This window comes from Streptomyces sp. C (genome assembly GCF_000158895.1).
Classification (GTDB): Bacteria; Actinomycetota; Actinomycetes; order Streptomycetales; family Streptomycetaceae; genus Streptomyces; species Streptomyces racemochromogenes.
The window spans coordinates 4,056,286-4,072,722 of sequence record NZ_GG657750.1 but is presented as its reverse complement, the minus strand read 5'-3'; the positions used below and the strand labels follow the sequence as shown (position 1 = coordinate 4,072,722).

The 16,437-nt window shown below is 72.9% G+C and carries 14 protein-coding genes, 2 tRNA genes and 2 pseudogenes; 6 read left to right on the top strand and 12 right to left on the bottom strand.

What is annotated here, in order from left to right:
• The 3 genes and pseudogenes from SSNG_RS18235 to SSNG_RS18225 all read left to right on the top strand — a co-directional run.
• Positions 1–341 (top strand): annotated as a pseudogene (locus tag SSNG_RS18235) (hypothetical protein); the annotation flags it as partial.
• 144 nt (positions 342–485) lie between these two features.
• On the top strand, positions 486–917 hold the full coding sequence (locus SSNG_RS18230) for a MarR family winged helix-turn-helix transcriptional regulator (RefSeq protein WP_007265346.1): 432 nt from the start codon (positions 486–488) through the stop codon (positions 915–917).
• A gap of 13 nt (positions 918–930) precedes the next feature.
• Positions 931–2,493 (top strand): annotated as a pseudogene (locus SSNG_RS18225) (MDR family MFS transporter); the annotation flags it as partial.
• 175 nt (positions 2,494–2,668) lie between these two features.
• Here the strand turns inward: SSNG_RS18225 and SSNG_RS18220 are convergent.
• The 9 genes from SSNG_RS18220 to SSNG_RS18180 all read right to left on the bottom strand — a co-directional run bounded on the left by SSNG_RS18220 (position 2,669) and on the right by SSNG_RS18180 (position 11,940).
• The gene (locus tag SSNG_RS18220; protein ID WP_007265344.1) at positions 2,669–3,325 is read right to left on the bottom strand and encodes a TetR/AcrR family transcriptional regulator C-terminal domain-containing protein; all 657 of its coding nucleotides are present in this window, start codon (positions 3,323–3,325) and stop codon (positions 2,669–2,671) included.
• 60 nt (positions 3,326–3,385) lie between these two features.
• Positions 3,386–5,668: a glycosyltransferase family 39 protein gene (locus tag SSNG_RS18215; protein WP_007265343.1), complete on the bottom strand. Its 2,283-nt coding sequence runs from the start codon at positions 5,666–5,668 to the stop codon at positions 3,386–3,388.
• Positions 5,665–6,933: a bifunctional glycosyltransferase family 2/GtrA family protein gene (locus SSNG_RS18210; RefSeq protein ID WP_007265342.1), complete on the bottom strand. Its 1,269-nt coding sequence runs from the start codon at positions 6,931–6,933 to the stop codon at positions 5,665–5,667. The genes SSNG_RS18215 and SSNG_RS18210 overlap by 4 nt, the downstream gene beginning before the upstream one ends.
• 25 nt (positions 6,934–6,958) lie before the next feature.
• Positions 6,959–8,467: a HAMP domain-containing sensor histidine kinase gene (locus tag SSNG_RS18205; protein ID WP_042803710.1), complete on the bottom strand. Its 1,509-nt coding sequence runs from the start codon at positions 8,465–8,467 to the stop codon at positions 6,959–6,961.
• Positions 8,468–8,472: 5 nt separating this feature from the next.
• Positions 8,473–9,240: a response regulator transcription factor gene (locus SSNG_RS18200; protein WP_007265340.1), complete on the bottom strand. Its 768-nt coding sequence runs from the start codon at positions 9,238–9,240 to the stop codon at positions 8,473–8,475.
• 82 nt (positions 9,241–9,322) lie between these two features.
• Positions 9,323–10,207: an amidohydrolase family protein gene (locus SSNG_RS18195; RefSeq protein WP_007265339.1), complete on the bottom strand. Its 885-nt coding sequence runs from the start codon at positions 10,205–10,207 to the stop codon at positions 9,323–9,325.
• Positions 10,191–10,529 carry an antibiotic biosynthesis monooxygenase gene (locus tag SSNG_RS18190; protein ID WP_042801300.1) on the bottom strand — a complete coding sequence of 113 codons (339 nt, stop codon included), beginning with the start codon at positions 10,527–10,529 and terminating at the stop codon, positions 10,191–10,193. The genes SSNG_RS18195 and SSNG_RS18190 overlap by 17 nt, the downstream gene beginning before the upstream one ends.
• 89 nt (positions 10,530–10,618) lie before the next feature.
• Positions 10,619–11,509 (bottom strand): DUF2797 domain-containing protein, encoded by an 891-nt coding sequence (locus SSNG_RS18185; RefSeq protein WP_007265337.1) that lies wholly within the window; start codon positions 11,507–11,509, stop codon positions 10,619–10,621.
• On the bottom strand, positions 11,506–11,940 hold the full coding sequence (locus SSNG_RS18180; protein WP_007265336.1) for an Lrp/AsnC family transcriptional regulator: 435 nt from the start codon (positions 11,938–11,940) through the stop codon (positions 11,506–11,508). Before SSNG_RS18180 ends, SSNG_RS18185 begins: the two co-directional genes overlap by 4 nt.
• Before the next feature lie 143 nt (positions 11,941–12,083).
• Here SSNG_RS18180 and SSNG_RS18175 point away from each other — a divergent pair, with 143 nt between their 5' ends.
• The gene (locus SSNG_RS18175; RefSeq protein ID WP_007265335.1) at positions 12,084–13,007 is read left to right on the top strand and encodes an SMP-30/gluconolactonase/LRE family protein; all 924 of its coding nucleotides are present in this window, start codon (positions 12,084–12,086) and stop codon (positions 13,005–13,007) included.
• Positions 13,008–13,019: 12 nt separating this feature from the next.
• Here the strand turns inward: SSNG_RS18175 and SSNG_RS18170 are convergent, their stop codons facing one another.
• From SSNG_RS18170 to SSNG_RS18160, 3 genes are all read right to left on the bottom strand, one after another.
• Positions 13,020–13,385, bottom strand: a complete 366-nt coding sequence (locus SSNG_RS18170) for a PH domain-containing protein (protein WP_007265334.1) — start codon at positions 13,383–13,385, stop codon at positions 13,020–13,022.
• A 178-nt stretch (positions 13,386–13,563) separates the two neighbouring features.
• Positions 13,564–13,636, bottom strand: a tRNA-Arg gene (locus tag SSNG_RS18165).
• 251 nt (positions 13,637–13,887) lie between these two features.
• Positions 13,888–13,978, bottom strand: a tRNA-Ser gene (locus SSNG_RS18160).
• Positions 13,979–14,155: 177 nt separating this feature from the next.
• On the opposite strand from SSNG_RS18160, the gene SSNG_RS18155 reads away from it, so the two are divergent.
• On the top strand, positions 14,156–14,578 hold the full coding sequence (locus SSNG_RS18155) for an SSI family serine proteinase inhibitor (protein WP_007265333.1): 423 nt from the start codon (positions 14,156–14,158) through the stop codon (positions 14,576–14,578).
• 119 nt (positions 14,579–14,697) lie between these two features.
• Positions 14,698–16,437 (top strand): PAS domain-containing protein (locus tag SSNG_RS18150; RefSeq protein ID WP_042801298.1); only part of this gene is annotated, 1,740 nt, incomplete at its 3' end.

Below are 16,437 nucleotides of genomic sequence, written 5' to 3'. Positions count from 1 at the left end.
AGCCGGGTACGACACCGCCCGCCCCGCCGGCCACCCCGGCCCGGCTCACGCTCGGCACCCCGGTCCGCGCGGCGGCGTCCTCGCGCTGGTGCGAACGCGTCACGGTGACCTTCACCAACACCGGCACCACGGCGGCCCGCTCCGGCACGGTCAGCTTCGCGACGCACATCATCGGCGCCCTCGGCGTCGACTGGGCCACGATCACCACGACCCAGCCCCTGCCCGCCCCCATCGCGGGCGGCAGCTCGAAGACGCAGACGTACACGGTCTGCGTGGAGGCGTGGCGGGTCCCGCTGGGCATGCACGTGGAGACCAGGAACGTCAGCGCCGCCTGGAACTGAGGGCCCCCTCCCCTCCCCTCCTCCCCTCCGCTCCCCCGCCCCGGCTTTCCGATTCCTTTACCGCCGCACCCCCCGAATTCATTTGCCTGTAGCAACCATGCGCTTCTATGGTTGCCCTAAGCAACAAGATGGGGGCGGTTCCCGATGACGACGCAGACGGCCCAGCACACCCGCTACGAGGAGCTGGCCCGCCAGCTCACCGGAGTCGGCGCGGTCAAACGCGACCTGGCCCGGATGCTGCCCCCGCACTGCCCGCCCGGCTCCGCCGCCGTCCTCACCGTCCTCGACCGGCACGGCGAGATGCGGCTCAGCCGGCTCACCGAGTACATGGCCGTCGACATCTCGGTCAGCAGCCGGCACGTCGCCCACGTGGCGCAGCACGGCTGGATCGAGCGGGAGACCGACCCCGGCGACGGCCGCTGCCGGATCCTGCGCCTCACCGAAGCCGGGCGCGCCATGCTCGCCGAGCTCGGCGCCCGCTACACCGACGCGCTGGAGAAGGCCCTGGCCGACTGGTCGGCCGAGGACATCGACGTACTGAACACCCTGCTGGCCCGACTCCGATCGAGCTTCTAGGCAAAGGAAACACATGGCTACGACCACACCCGGCGGTGTGCGGGGAGGCGGCCGGTCGGAGACCACGTCCGACGGCGCGCCCATGACCCATCCGCAGATCATGAAGGCGCTGTCCGGGCTCATGCTCGGCATGTTCGTGGCGATCCTGTCCTCCACGATCGTCTCCAACGCCCTGCCCCAGATCATCAGCGACCTCGGCGGCACCCAGTCCTCCTACACCTGGGTCGTCACCGCCGCCCTGCTCTCGATGACGGCCGCGACCCCGCTGTGGGGCAAGCTGTCCGACCTCTTCAGCAAGAAGCTCCTCGTCCAGATATCCCTGGTGATCTACGTCCTCGGCTCCGTGGTCGCGGGCCTGTCGCAGAACACCGGGATGCTCATCGCCTGCCGGGTGGTCCAGGGCATCGGCGTCGGCGGCCTCTCCGCCCTCGCCCAGATCGTGATGGCCGCGATGATCTCCCCGCGTGAGCGCGGGCGCTACAGCGGCTACCTGGGCGCCGTCTTCGCCGTCGCCACCGTCGGCGGCCCGCTGCTCGGCGGCGTCATCACCGACACCGACTGGCTGGGCTGGCGCTGGTGCTTCTACGTCGGCGTGCCGTTCGCGGTCATCGCGCTGATCGTGCTCCAGAAGACCCTGCGGCTCCCGGTGGTCCGCCGCGACGTCAAGGTCGACTGGCTCGGCGCCTTCCTCATCAGCGGGGCCGTCTCGCTCCTGCTGATCTGGGTGACCCAGGCCGGGGACTCCTACGACTGGATCTCCTGGACCACCCTCGCGATGACCGGCGGCGCCGTGGTGCTCGGCCTGCTCTTCCTCCTCGTCGAGTCCCGCGCGAGCGACCCGATCATCCCGCTGCGGCTGTTCCGCAACAAGACCATCAGCCTGGCCTCCGCCGCCTCGCTGTTCGTCGGCATCGCGATGTTCTCGGGCACGGTCTTCTTCAGCCAGTACTTCCAGCTGGCCCGGGGCGAGTCCCCCACCATGTCCGGCGTCCTCACCATCCCGATGATCGGCGGCCTCTTCGTCTCCTCGACGGTCTCCGGCCAGGTCATCACCAAGACCGGCAAGTGGAAGGCCTGGCTGGTCTCCGGCGGCGTGCTGCTGACCGCCGGACTCGGCCTGCTCGGCACCCTGCGGTACGACACCCCGTACTGGCACATCGCGCTCTACATGGCGCTCACCGGGCTCGGCCTCGGCATGATGATGCAGAACCTGGTCCTCGCGACGCAGAACCAGGTGGCCCCCGAGGACCTCGGCGCCGCCAGCTCCGTCGTCACCTTCTTCCGCTCCCTCGGCGGCGCCATGGGCGTCTCGGCGCTGGGCGCGGTCATGGCCAACCGGGTCACCCACTACGTCAAGGACGGCCTGGCCGCGCTCGGCCCGAAGGCCGCGGCCATGGGGCACGGCGGCACCGCCGGCGGCGGGATCCCCGACCTCGACAAGCTGCCCGCGCCGTTCCGGACCGTCATCGAGTCCGCGTACGGACACGGCGTCGGCGACGTCTTCCTGTACGCCGCCCCGAGCGCGCTGCTCGCGCTGCTGCTGGTGCTGTTCATCAAGGAGGTCGCGCTGAAGTCGAAGCCGGCCCTGCACCAGCCGGCCGCCGAGGGCGGCGCCGGGGCGGGGGCCCCTGCGTCCGCCGAAACCGCAGAGGCCGCACAGGCCGCCGAGACCGCAGAGGCCGCCGCGCGGGCCAAGGCCTGACCGGAAGCCCACCCGGAGCACGCCGTGAACGGCCCGGGCCCGGACCCCGCTAAGGGGTCCGGGCCCGGGCCTTCGCCGTATGCGCGGCCTTGGCCTCGATGCCGGCGATCAGGACGTCGAGGGCCAGGGCGAACTCCGCTTCGGGCGCCCGCCGGACCGTGCCGCCGCAGCCGTTCAGGGCGCAGCCCCCGAGGAACTGGGAGACGGCCAGGTGCGCGCCCGTCCGGGCGGCGTCCACCAGGCCGGTGGACTCCAGCAGCCGGCGCAGGGCGGTGTCGAAGGCGCGCGCGTGCGGGCCGATGTTGGGGTAGGCGACGCTGAGCGGGGCCACCCACGGATGCTCCGCCAGCAGCTGCCGGTAGCCGCAGGCCAGCGTCCGCAGCCGGGCCGGCCAGCCCTCCCCGGGGGGCGGGCCGGCCGGCAGCCGCTGCTGGCCCAGGGCGCTGTCCAGGGCCAGTTCGAGCAGGTCGTGCTTGGTGTCCACGTACCAGTACAGGGACATCGCGGTGACCCCCAGCTCGGCTGCCAGCCGGCGCATCGAGAACCGGCCGAGCCCCTCCGCGTCCAGCAGCCGCACGGTGGCGGCGGTGATCCGTTCCCGGTCCAGGCCCGAGGGCGCCTCACTGCGGCGTCTGCTGGGGGCGACGGCTCTGGCGCCCAGCCACACACTGGTCCTGGCCTCGCCCGGATCAGCCTCGGTCGCCATGGAGGCACCCTCCTCGCCACAAGGGGATCGGCCCGGAATGCCCGGTCCGCCCTCTTGATGCTAGGGGGTCGTCAGGTCGTAGAAGGCGGCTCCGCCGATGGTGGTGGCCTTGAAGTTCGCCTTCACCCAGCTGTCGATGGCCGAACCCGCCGCCCCGCCGGGACCTCCCGCGCCTCCGGGCCGGTTCGCACCCGTACCACCCTCGCCCGAAGCGCCGTCGACACCGCCCTGGGCGATGAACCAGTGGATCTTCCCCGCCTTCACGTACGCCTTGAACTGCTCCAGCGTGGGCGAGGGATCGCTGCCGTTGAAGCCGCCGATCGGCATCACGGGCGCGCCGGAGGCCAGCTGGTAACTCGCCGCGTTCTGGGAGCCGATGGTGGCCGCCGCCCAGGTGTAGCGGTCGGCGCCGGTACGCAGCGCGGCCTTGGCCTCCGCGCCGACCCGGGTACCGCCCAGCAGCCCGCCGGGTCCGCCGCCGACGAAGCCCGGGCGCTCACGGCCGCCCTGGCCGCCCGGGGCGCCCTGGACCCCCGGGGTGCCCTGGCCGCCGGGGACTCCGCCCGGGGCGCCGCCGTTCGGCTGCGACGCACCGCTACCCGGCGCACCGCCGCCCATCGGGCCACCGCCCATCGCTCCGCCGCCCTGCGGCGCTCCGCCGGGGAACCCGCCCGGCGCGCCCTGGCCGGCGGGGCCCCCCGGGCCGCCCCGGAACTGCTCGGCGCCCGGGCCGAAGCGCATCCCGCCCGGGGCGCCCCGGCCGCCGGCCACCGCCGGGCCGGCCGTCGGGATGGACCCGGTGTGGCCCGTGCCGACGGTGGTCAGGCAGTACGCCAGGGGACCCGCCAGGGCCGCGCCCAGTCCCAGCGCGGCCGTCGCGAGCAGCACCCGGCGCCCGAGGCGGGCCGCGAACGGCAGCAGGGCGGCGGCCAGCAGGCCCCCGGCCAGTACCGCCCAGCGCAGCCACGGCAGGTAGCCGGAGGAACGGCCGAGGAGTACGTACGACCAGACGGCGGTCAGGGCCAGCGTCCCGGACAGGGCGAGCGCGGCGGCCTTCCCGCTCCGTTCCTCCCAGAGCACGGCCGTGCCCATGCCGACCAGCGCGGCCACGAAGGGGGCGAGCGCGACGGTGTAGTACTCGTGGAAGATGCCCTGCATGTAGCTGAAGACGAGCACGGTGATCAGCAGCGAGCCGCCCCAGGCGAGGAACGCCGCGCGGGCCATTCCCTCCAGGGAGTCGGTGGCCCTGCGGGCCCGCCAGGTGACCACCAGCCCGGCCACCAGCAGCACCAGGGCCGCCGGCAGCAGCCAGGAGATCTGGCCGCCCACGTTCCCCGAGAACAGCCGGTCGATGCCGGTCTCCCCCCAGCCGCCGCCCCTGAGGCCCGGGCCGCCCTCGGGCATCCCGTAGCCGCCGGCGCCGCCCGTCACGGCCCGCCCGCCGCCGACGCTGCCCGTCTCGTCGCCGTTCAGCCGGCCGAGGCCGTTGTAGCCGAAGGTGAGCTCCAGGAAGGAGTTGTTCTGCGAGCCGCCGATGTAGGGGCGGGAGGAGGCGGGCCACAGCTCCACCACGGCCACCCACCAGCCGCCGGACACCACCGCCGCCAGCCCGGCGAGCAGCAGCTGCCCGAGCCTGCGGCGCAGCCGGGTCGGCGCGCAGACCGCGTACAGCAGGGCCAGCGGCGGCAGGATGACGAAGGCCTGCAGGGTCTTCGTCAGGAAGCCCAGGCCGATCGCCGCGCCGGCCGCCACCAGCCACCCCGTCCGTGCTCCGTCCAGGGCCCGGAGCACGCAGTACACGGTGACGGTCAGCAGCAGCGTCAGCAGCGCGTCCGGGTTGTTGAAGCGGAACATCAACGCGGCCACGGGCGTGAGCGCGAAGGCGGCACCGCTCAGCAGGGCGGCCCCGGCCCCGAACTGGCGCCGCACGGCCGCGTACAGCACGGCGGTGGTGCCGACGCCCATCAGGGCCTGGGGTACGAGGATCTGCCAGGAGCCCAGCCCGAACAGCCGGACGGACAACGCCATCGGCCACAGGGCGGCCGGGGGCTTGTCGACGGTGATGGAGTTCCCGGCGTCGGAGGAGCCGAAGAAGAAGGCCTTCCAGCTCTCCGAACCGGCCTGTACGGCGGCGGAGTAGAAGGAGTTGGCGTAGCCGGAGGATCCGAGGTTCCACAGCAGCAGCACGGCGGTGGCGAGCAGCAGCGCCGCGTACGCGGGCCGCTCCCAGCGCGGCCGCACGGCCCGGTGCGCGGCGGTACCCGCGGCCGCAGCGGTGCCCGCGGCCGTGGCGGGCGGCCGTTCGGGGAAGGGGGAGTCGAGGGGGGCTGGTGCGGTGGTCATCGGTGGTCGTCCTTCACGGGAGTGGTGCGCCGCTCGGGGAAGACCCAGGCGCGGAAGAGCAGGAACCGCAGCACGGTGGCGGCGAGGTTGGCGGTGATCAGCACGGCCAGCTCGGTGCTGTGGGCGGGGTTGGCGGCGGCCGCGTCGAGGGCGGCGAGCGAACCGCTGGTCAGGGCCAGTCCGATGGCGAAGACCACCAGCCCCTGGGCCTGGTGGCGGACGGCCCGGTCGCGTCCCCGGACGCCGAAGGTGAGCCGCCGGTTGGCGGCCGTGTTGGCCACGGCCGAGAGCAGCAGGGCGGCCGCGTTGGCGGCCTGCGGCCCGGCGCCGAGCCGGAAGAGGGAGTACAGGGCGAGGTAGCAGAGGGTGGACAGCACCCCGACCACGCAGAAGCCGAGGAGCTGGCGGGCCAGGCCGCGCGGTACCCCCGGCAGGGCCGTGCGGTCGCGCGGGTCGTCGCCGAAGGGGCGGGCGAGCCGGTCGAGCGGGAGCGCTCCGACCGCCAGCGCCCGGCCCACCCGCCAGACGCCCTTCAGGTCCTCGGTGGCGGTCCTCACGATGTGGACCGTGGAGTCGGGGTCGTCCACCCAGTCCACCGGCACCTCGTGGATCCGCAGGCCGGCCCGCTCGGCCAGTACCAGCATCTCGGTGTCGAAGAACCAGCCGGTGTCCTCCACCAGCGGCAGCAGCCGCTCCGCCACCTCGCGCCGGATGGCCTTGAACCCGCACTGGGCGTCGCTGAACCGGGCGGCGAGGGAGGAGCGGAGCAGCAGGTTGTAGGCGCGTGAGACGAACTCCCGCTTGGCTCCCCGTACGACGCGCGAGGAGCGGGCCAGCCGGGTGCCGATGGCCAGGTCGGAGTGGCCGGAGATGAGCGGGGCGACCAGCGGCAGCAGCGCGTTCAGGTCGGTGGAGAGGTCCACGTCCATGTACGCGAGGACGGGCGCCTCCGAGCACGACCATACGGTGCGCAGGGCCCGTCCGCGGCCCTTCTCCTCCAGCCGGAAGCTGCGTACTCCCTCGACCGAGGCGGCGAGCCCGGCCGCGACCTCGGGGGTGCGGTCGGTGCTGGCGTTGTCGGCGATGGTGATGCGGAAGGCGTACGGGAACGTGCGGGTGAGGTGGGCGTGGAGGCGGCGCACGCAGGGGCCGAGGTCCTTCTCCTCGTTGAAGACCGGGATCACCACGTCGAGTACGGGCTCGCCGGGCGCGGACGCGAGCGGCGCCCGGGCCGGGAGGGCGTCGGGAGAGGTGTCGGTTGGCATGTTCCGACCCTCGCGGGGTGCCCTGTCACCTCGGTGTGGTGAGCCTGTGCGCCGTCTGTGAGTGCGTGCCGGGGTCGTGGGCCGCCAGCGGGAGCAGTACTTCGAAGCAGGTCCGGCCGGGCTCGCTGCGTACGCCGACCCGTCCGTCGTGCGCGCCGACCACGGCCTGGACGATGGCGAGGCCGAGCCCGGTCGATCCCGCCGAGCGGGACCGGGAGGCGTCGCCGCGGGCGAAGCGCTCGAAGACGTGGGGCAGCAGCTCGGGCGGGATCCCGGGGCCGTCGTCCTCGATCCGCAGCCGGACGGCGGATGTTTCACGTGAAACATGGGCGGTGACGGTGGTGCCGGGCGGGGTGTGGGTGCGGGCGTTGGCCAGGAGGTTCACCAGGACCTGCTGGATCCGTGCCGCGTCGGCGCGGACGGGTGCGGGCTCGTCGGGGAGGCAGAGGCGCCAGTGGTGGCCGGGTCCCGCGGCACGGGCGTCGCTGACGGCGTCGACGACGAGCGGGGCCAGGTCGGTGACCTCGAAGGACAGCGGGCGGCCCGCGTCCAGCCGGGCCAGCAGCAGCAGGTCCTCGACCAGCCCGGTCATCCGGGTGGCCTCGGACTCGATCCGGCCCAGGGCGTGCCGGGTGTCGGGGCCGGGCTCCTCCCGCCCCCGGCGGGTGAGTTCGGCGTAGCCCCGGATGGAGGCGAGCGGGGTGCGCAGCTCGTGGGAGGCGTCGGCGACGAACTGCCGGACCTGCGTCTCGCTCTGCTGGCGTGCTGTCAGCGCGGAGGAGACGTGCCCCAGCATCCGGTTGAGGGCGGCACCGACCTGCCCCACCTCGGTACGGGGGTCGGCCTCGGTGTCCGGGACCCGCTCGTGCAGGGCGGGTTCGCCGCTGTGCAAGGGGAGTTCGGACACCCGGGTGGCGGTGGCGGCGACCCGGCGCAGCGGACGCAGGGCGACCCCGACCAGGGCCTGGCCGGCGAGGGAGGCGGCGATCAGTCCGGCCAGGGTGACGCAGACCTCGACGGCGATCAGGGTGCGCACGGTGGAGTCGACGCCCTGGAGCGGGAAGGCGAGCACCAGGGTGCCGTCGGGGGCGGCCACGACCCGGTAGGCGCCGAGACCGGGCAGGTCGGCGTCCACGGGTGCGGTGCGGCCGTGGCCGGCCTTGCGGGCGACCGCCGCGAGGGCCTCGGTCTGGGCTTCGGTGAGCAGCTCGCGGTGGTCGAGGTTCTGTCCGGACACGGGGACGATCCGGGCGCCGCCGATCACCGTGTGCGTCGCGTCGAGGCGGATCCCGGCGGCGCCCATCGGGGAGCCGGGGGCGAAGACGAAGCCGAGGCCGGCGTCGCGGGCCGCCTTGGCCGCACCGGGGCCCCGGACGGCCATCTCGACGGAGGTGGTCAGCTGCTTGTCGAGCTCGCCGACCAGGCGGGAGCGCATGGCGAGGGTGGTGACGGTGCCGATGGCCGCGCCCACGACGGCGATCAGCGCCACCGCCGAGACGACCAGCCGCGTCCGCAGCGACCAGGGGCGCCGCAGGACCACTAGTCGGCCGGCTTGATCAGGTAGCCGGCGCCCCGCCGGGTGTGGATCATCGGGGGCAGACCGGTGCCGCCCTCCAGCTTCCGGCGCAGGTAGGAGATGTAGAGCTCCACCACGTTGGCCTGGCCGCCGAAGTCGTAGGACCACACCCGGTCCAGGATCTGCGCCTTGCTGAGCACCCGGCGCGGATTGCGCATCAGGTACCGCAGCAGCTCGAACTCGGTGGCGGTCAGGTGGACCTCCTGCCCGCCCCGGACCACCTCGTGGCTGTCCTCGTCGAGGCGCAGGTCTCCGACGGTCAGGACCGAGCCGCCGCGGGCGGCCTGCGCGGCACCGGAGCGGCGCACCAGCCCGCGCAGCCGGGCCACGACCTCCTCCAGGCTGAACGGCTTGGTGACGTAGTCGTCGCCGCCCGCCGTCAGGCCCGCGATGCGGTCCTCGACGGAGTCCTTGGCGGTCAGGAACAGCACCGGGACCTGCGGGATCTCACGGCGCAGCCGCCCCAGGACGGCCAGCCCGTCCATGTCGGGGAGCATGACGTCGAGGACCACCACGTCCGGCCTGAACTCCCGGGCGGCCCGGACGGCGCCCGCCCCGTCGCCCGCGCTGCGGACCTCGCAGCCCTCGTAGCGCAGGGCCATGGAGAGCAGCTCGGAGAGCGGGGCTTCGTCGTCGACGACGAGGACCCGGCAGGGTCCGCCGTCGGGCCGCAGCAGGGCCGTCGGGTTGCCGGTGGACGTGGACGCGTGGGAGGTGGTCGTCGCGGTCATGACCCCACGCTGGCGGCCGCCTCTGAGAGCGTTCTTGCCCCTACCTGTGAATCTCCTGAGAAAGGGCGGCCCCCGCAGGTGCTCAGGGAAGGGGGAGGCCGAACAGGCGGACGGCGTTGTCGTGGCAGACCGCGCGCAGCCAGTCGTCGCCGAGGCCGAGCCGTTCCAGTGCGTCCAGCTGGTGTTCGTAGGGGTAGGGGATGTTCGGGAAGTCGGTGCCCAGCAGGATCCGGTCCCCGAGGTCGGCGAGCCGCCCCAGCTCCCCGGGCGGGAAGGGACCGAGGCGCTCCGAGAAGTCGGTGAAGGCCATGGTCGTGTCGAGGCGCACCTCGGGGTACCGGGCGGCCAGGTCGAGGAAGTCCGTGTACTCGGGCATCCCCATGTGCGCGACGACCAGCGGCAGTCGGGGGTGGCGGGCCAGCAGCCGGGCGATCGGCCCGGGGCCGGTGTGCTTGCCCGGGGCGGGCCCCGAACCGCAGTGGACGACGGTCGGGATCCCCGCCTCGGCCAGCAGACCCCAGACGGGGTCGAGGCGGTCGTCGTTCGGGTCGTAGCCGCCGACCTGGAGGTGCGCCTTGAAGACCCGGGCGCCGTCGGACACGGCCCGCGCGGTGTACGCCGCCACGTCCGCCTCGGGGAAGAAGGTCGCGGTGTGCAGGCAGTCGGGGGTGCGGGCGGCGAAGTCCGCGGCCCACGCGTTGAGCCAGGCGGCCATCGCGGGCTTGTGCGGGTAGAGCATGGAGGTGAAGGCGCGGACACCGAACTCCCGCAGCAGCGCCACCCGCCGCTCCTCCTCGTGCCGGTAGGTGATGGGCCACGCGACGCCGGTCAGCGGACCGACCGCGTCGAAGTAGTCCCAGACCTTGGCCAGCACCCGCTCCGGCATGAAGTGCGTGTGGACGTCCACCAGTCCCGGCAGGCCGAGCCGCTCGCGGAACGCGCGGACCGCCTCAGCCGTTGCGGGCAAAGCCGTGGCTCCGCTCGACGGTCGCGACGTGCAGGGTGTAGCTCTCGTACCAGTGGGCGCGCCCCTGCTTCATGGCCGCCTGGTGCTCCAGGTCCTCCCGCCAGACGCGCAGGGACTCGTGGTCGCGGAAGTACGCGACGGTGATGCCCAGACCGCCGGGCGTGCGGGCGGATTCGTAGCCGAGGAACCCGGGGTTCTCGTTGACGATCTCGTTCATCCGGGCGTTGGTCTCCGGATAGCCGCTCTCGTCGGAGGTGCGGACATTGGTGAATACGGCCATCACGTAAGGCGGTTCGAACGCCGGAACGGGCTGAATGCTCATGCCCCCACCCTCGGCGGAAGGCCCTTGGCATGTCCATCGGAATGGGCCCCGGGCGGCCAAAGGGATCCAAGTTTTGACCTTGACCGGCGTCAGAACAGTCCGCCCTGCTCGGCCGCGGACGGCCCGGGCTCGACGACGGCCAGCGGGACGTCGGTGCGGGCGTCCTCGGGGGCGGCCGACAGCTCCCATCCGGCCAGCAGCCGGGTGTCCACCACGAGCCCGTCCGCGAAGTGCAGGTCGGGTCCGGCGGCCCCCGCCAGCCGCCCGACGACGCTCCCGCCGGGCACCAGCTGTGTGACGAGCCGGGCCGGTTCCGGCAGCGCGGCCAGCTCGAACGCCCCGGCGTGGTCGGTGATCTCGCAGCCCACCCGTTCCAGCGACTCCGGCCACCCGGGCAGCGCGGCGGCCCGCGCGTGCAGCTCGGCGACCTCCCGGGCCCGCTCGGGCTCCACCGGCAGCCGGGCCCGTACGGCGCGCTTGCGGGCGTAGGCGATCCGGTCCGGCACCCCCAGGGCGGCCCGCAGCAGCTCCTCGGTCCGGCGCGCCGCCATCAGCGGGCCGCGTCCCAGCCAGGCCCAGGTGACCGCCCCCTGCTCCAGCAGCCGGACCGGGCCGCGCTCCTCGGCGGTGATGCCGACCTTGACCATCCCGGGCCCGAACCACGCCAGGTAGACGCGGTAGGTGCGCGGGTCGGCCGCATTGGTGTCCGCGGCCACCGAGAAGGACCGGTCCAGCCGGGCGCACTCGGGGCACTGGGCGCTCCCCGCCCGGCCCGGCACCGACCGGGCCACCGGGCACGGGGTCCGCCTCCCGGCCCGCCACACGCCCAGGCAGTGCCGCTCGCCGCGGGCGGTGAAGGCCAGCCGCTGCCCCGGGGTGAGCGGGCTGCCGCGCTCCCCGCGCCCGCACCATCCGATGGCGGGACCCTCCGTGCTCCACCGGATCCCGGTGCACCACCAGCCCGCGGCGGGGGCGGTCACAGCGGGAGCGGCCGCTCGAAGAACGTCTCCAGGACCACGGTGGCCTGCGTCCCGCTGACCCCGTCGATGGCGTAGAGCCGCCGCAGGACGTCCTGGAGCTGCTCGGTGGTGGCCGTGCGCACCTTGACCAGCACCGAGGCGCTGCCCGCGATGATGTGCGCCTCCTGGATCTCGGGGATGGCGGCGAAGTCCTCCGCCGACTCGCCCATCCACGCGTTGGAGTCGACCATCACATAGGCCAGCACCCCGCTGCCGACGGCGGCCGGGTCCACGTCGACGGTGGTCCGCCGGATGACCCCGCGCTCGCGCAGTTTGCGTACGCGCTCGTGGGTTGCCCCGGCCGAGAGCCCCACGGCCGCGCCGAGTGCGGCGTAGGACTGGCCCGCGTCCTGCTGGAGGCGCAGGACGAGCGCCCGGTCGATGTCGTCCACGCCGTCTTCCTCCCGTGGGCCCGCCGGCCCGTCGAGCCCCTTGGGCCGGTTGAGCCCGTCGGCTCTTGCGAAGACGGTACCTGATCCTGCAATCTCACCATCACACCGAACAGCATTCGGAGATGCACTCATCTGGGGGAATCATGTTGGGCATAGCCGACCTCACCTTGTACGAGATCCTGGACGAACGCTTCCGTACCGGCCGCTGCGCCAACGGAGACGCCCGCCTGGAACGGCTCTACGACGACTGCCGCTGGGCCGAAGGCCCCCTGTACCTGCCCGCCTGGCGCCAGCTGGTGTGGAGCGACATACCCAACGACCGGATGCTGCGCTGGGACGAGGCGACCGGCGCGGTCTCCGTCTTCCGCTCCCCGGCCGGCCACTCCAACGGCAACACCCTCGACCGCGAGGGCCGCCTGATCACCTGTGAGCAGGGCAACCGGCGCGTCACCCGCACCGAACCCGACGGCAGCCTCACCGTCATCGCCGACCGCTACGACGGCAAGCGGCTCAACAGCCCCAACGACGCGGTGGTCCGCTCGGACGGCTCCGTCTGGTTCTCCGACCCGGACTTCGGGATCACCAACGACTACGAGGGCCGGCGGGCGCCGAGCGAGATCGGCGCCTGCAACCTCTACCGGGCCGACCCGGCCACCGGCGAGGTCCGCCTCGTCGCCGACGGCTTCCTCGGGCCGAACGGCCTGGTCTTCTCCCCCGACGAGAGCGAGCTGTACGCGGCCGACACCCGCGCCGGCCACATCCGCGTCTTCAAGGTCGGCGACGACGGCACCCTCAGCGGGGACCGCGTCTTCACGGACTGCCCCTCGGTGGACAACATCCGCTTCGACGACGAGGGCCGGCTGTGGGCGGCCGCGATGGCATCGGGCGTGCACTGCTACGCGGCGGACGGAGACCTCATCGGCCGCCTGCGCGTCCCGGAACCCGTCTCGAACATCGCCTTCGGCGGCCCGAAGAACAACCGCCTCTTCATCACCGCCACCACCTCGCTCTACTCGCTGGTGCTCTCGGTGACCGGCCTCCCGCGCGTCCTGCCCGGCCGCCCCTGAGCCCGCGCCCGCCTAGCGCGCGACGAACTGCGTCAGGATCGCCTGCATCTCGTAGATGTCGACCCCCTTGGTGAAGGTCTTCTCGATCGGCGCCGGGCTGCCGGATATCCATATCTTGAGCTCGGCGTCGAGATCGAAGTGCCCGGCCGTCTCCACCGAGAAGTGCGTGATGCTCCGGTACGGGATGGAGTGGTACTCCACCTTCTTGCCCGTCAGCCCCTGCTTGTCGACGAACACCAGCCGCCGGTCCGTGAACAGGATCGTGTCGCGCACCAGCAGGTACGCCGCGTAGACCTGCTCGCCGTTCCCCAGCAGGCGCGCGTAGTCCCGCTGCGCCGACGACGGGTCGACGGTGTGCGCGTTTCCGAAGAGTCCCATGAGAGCCCCCATCAAGGTTCGAACGATCTTCGAAAACCGTATCCGGGGAGCCGCGTGGTCCACGTCCCCCTCAGGAGCCATTCCATCCCTGAGCTCTCCCGGGGGACCCCTCCGTCTCGAGTACGGCCCGGACACACGAAAGAGGCCCTCAGGACTTCTCCTGAGGGCCTCTCGGCTGTGCACTCGGCAGGATTCGAACCTGCAACCTTCTGATCCGTAGTCAGATGCTCTATCCGTTAAGCTACGAGTGCTTGGGCTTCCCGGGTTTTTTTCGCCCCGTTGGCCTTGCGAGAACAACAATACATGGACCTCGCCGGGACGCGAAATCCATTAGCCCCAACGCCTCTGACCTGCAGAAATGCCCTGGAAGAAGATCGTCCGGAAGGACTCCGCGCCGCAGCGCCCGGCCTGCCGGAGTACCCAGACGGGCCCATCCGAAACCCCTCCAAGCCCCGAACGCACCGAAGCCCCGGTCCATCAGGACCGGGGCTTCGGTGAGGTGCGGAGGCGGAGGGATTTGAACCCTCGATGGGGTGTAAGCCCCAAACCGCATTAGCAGTGCGGCGCCATAGACCGGACTAGGCGACGCCTCCAGCACACCCCCGCGTACGAAGGTGCGTGCAGATGATGACACAGCCGCGGGGCCGCTCACCAATCCGCTCCCAACGGTACAAGGAGCCGGGGCCGCAGGGCAAAGGCTTAAGCACGCAACGTCCGAGCCGGAAGGTCGTTGGTGAGGCGTACGACGTACGGACGACCTGGAGTGCCCCATGCTGCGTCTCGCCGCCTTCGCCGTCACCTCCGCCCTCACCGCCGCGGCCGCCGGACCCCTGCCGCCCCTTCCCCTCGGGCGCCTGCTGTCCTCACCCGACCGGCTCACCATCGAGATCTCCAAGAGCGGCAACCGCCTCGTCGACGGCACGCACCGGCTGGAGTGCCACCCCGCCGGCGGCGACCACCCCTTCGCCGAGGAGGCCTGCGCCCGCCTCGACACACTGGCCAGACAGGGCAAGGACCCCTTCGCCGAGTCGGACGCCAAGAACTGCTCGTTCCAGTACGGCGGCTCGGCCGTCGCCCACGTCACGGGAACGTGGCGCGGCCAGAAGGTGGACACAACGTTCCAGCGCAGGAACGGCTGCGACATCGCCCGGTGGAAGAACCTGGAACCTGTGCTTCCGGGGGAGCATTCCTGACCTGGGACGATGCGGCGGATGCACGTTTTCCCCCGCACATCCGCCACCTCACGGCGGGACGGTGCCCTTAGACTCCTCCCGTGACATGCCGGTAGTCGTGGTCAGGGAGGAAGCTCGTCGTGAGCAGCAGGCCATCCCGAGGCGCTGCTCGCCTCGCAGCAATACTCGACGCGCTCCCGGACGCGCTGTTGCTCGTCAACGCCAACGGCACGGTCGTCAACGCCAATTCGATCGCCCTCGAAGTCATGGAGAGCCCCGGTACCGGGCTCGTCGGCCGCGGGGTGCTCGACCTCCTGCCGGAGTTCGACTCCAAGCAGATCCCCGGCTCGATGCGCCGCCCCGGCGACCGCGAGGAAGGCCGCTCCAAGCCGAAGCGGATGACCGCGCGCCGCACCGACGGCAGCGAGTTCCCCGTCGAGGTCACCAGCGCCCACCTCGACGGCCGCGACGCCTACCGCGAGCCCCAGCCGTACACCGGCGACGAACTGCTGATGCTCGTCGTGCGGGACCTCTCCGAGACCGTGGACACCGAGGCCGAGCTGGCCCGCTCCCAGCGGCAGACGGAGATGATCCTGCGCGCCGCCGCCGAGGGTGTCGTCGGCACGGACACCGAGGGCCGCGTCGTCCTCGTCAACCCGGCCGCCGCGCAGATCCTCGGATACCGCGCCACCGACCTCGGCAACCGCGAGCTGCACGGGCTGATCCAGCACTCGCGCGCCGACGGCTCGCCCTTCCCCTTCGACGAGTCCCCGCTCGCCGACACCCTCCGCAGCGGGCGCAAGCACCGGGTCCGCGGCCAGGTGCTGTGGAACAAGGCCGGGCAGGCCGTCTCCGTCGACCTGACCACCTCCCCCGTACGGGACGGGGAACTGCTCGTCGGCGCGGTGATGACCTTCACCGACCGGCGCCAGTACGACGCCCTCGCCGCGCGCCACGCCCAGCTGCTGGCCGTCCTCGGGGATTCCCTGCGCGGCCCGCTGGAGGAACTGCGCGGGGAGCTGGCCACGCTGGCCGCCGACGACGGGGGCCAGCTGTGGCCCGAGGCCAACCAGCTGCTGCACCATCTCGCCGCCGGCTACTCGCGGATGACCACCCTCGTGGACAACGTGCTGGAGTACCAGCGCCTGGACGCGGGCAGCGAGAAACTCAAGAAGAAGAACGCCCTGATCAACACCGTCGTCGCGGCGGGTGTCGACGGCGCGGTCGAGCTGATCGGCCCCGGGCGGGTGCAGTTCGCCGTCCACGCCCCGACGATCGAGGCCGAGGTGGACGAGGGGCGGATCGCCGCCGCCCTCGCGCACCTGATCGCGGACGTCGCCGGAGTGGACGCCACCGGCAAGACCGCCCAGGGCAGCGGGTACGGCGACTCCACCATCGTGGTGGCCGCGGCCCAGCGGGGTGACGTCGTACGGATCGAGGTGCGCGGCCCCTACGAGGGCGGCGACCCGGTGCACGAGCCGATCGTGCGGGGCATCGTCACCGCGCACGGCGGCGTCCTGCAGACGGTGGAGGTGCCCGGCGCTCCTGGCGGGGCGTACGTGCTGGAGCTGCCGCTGGGTTCGGGCGCCGGGACGGTGACCCTGCCGGAGCCAGAGGAGCAGCCCGAGCCGGAGCCCGAGGCCGCCCCCGCGACGGTCTCCGGCGGCCGGCGCGGCCGGCGCGGGGTGGACGCCTTCCTGGAGGACGAGACCGCCGGGCCCAAGAACCCCGCGGCGCGCGAGGGCGGGGGCGCGCTGGCGCTGCCGTCCGGGCGGCGCCGGGCGGAGGGCGAAGCCCCCGCGCAGGGCGTCGTGGCCGGTCCGGCGGAGCTGGCCCAGTCCCCGGTGAACCCGGCGGGGCTCGGTACCGGGCGCCGGCGG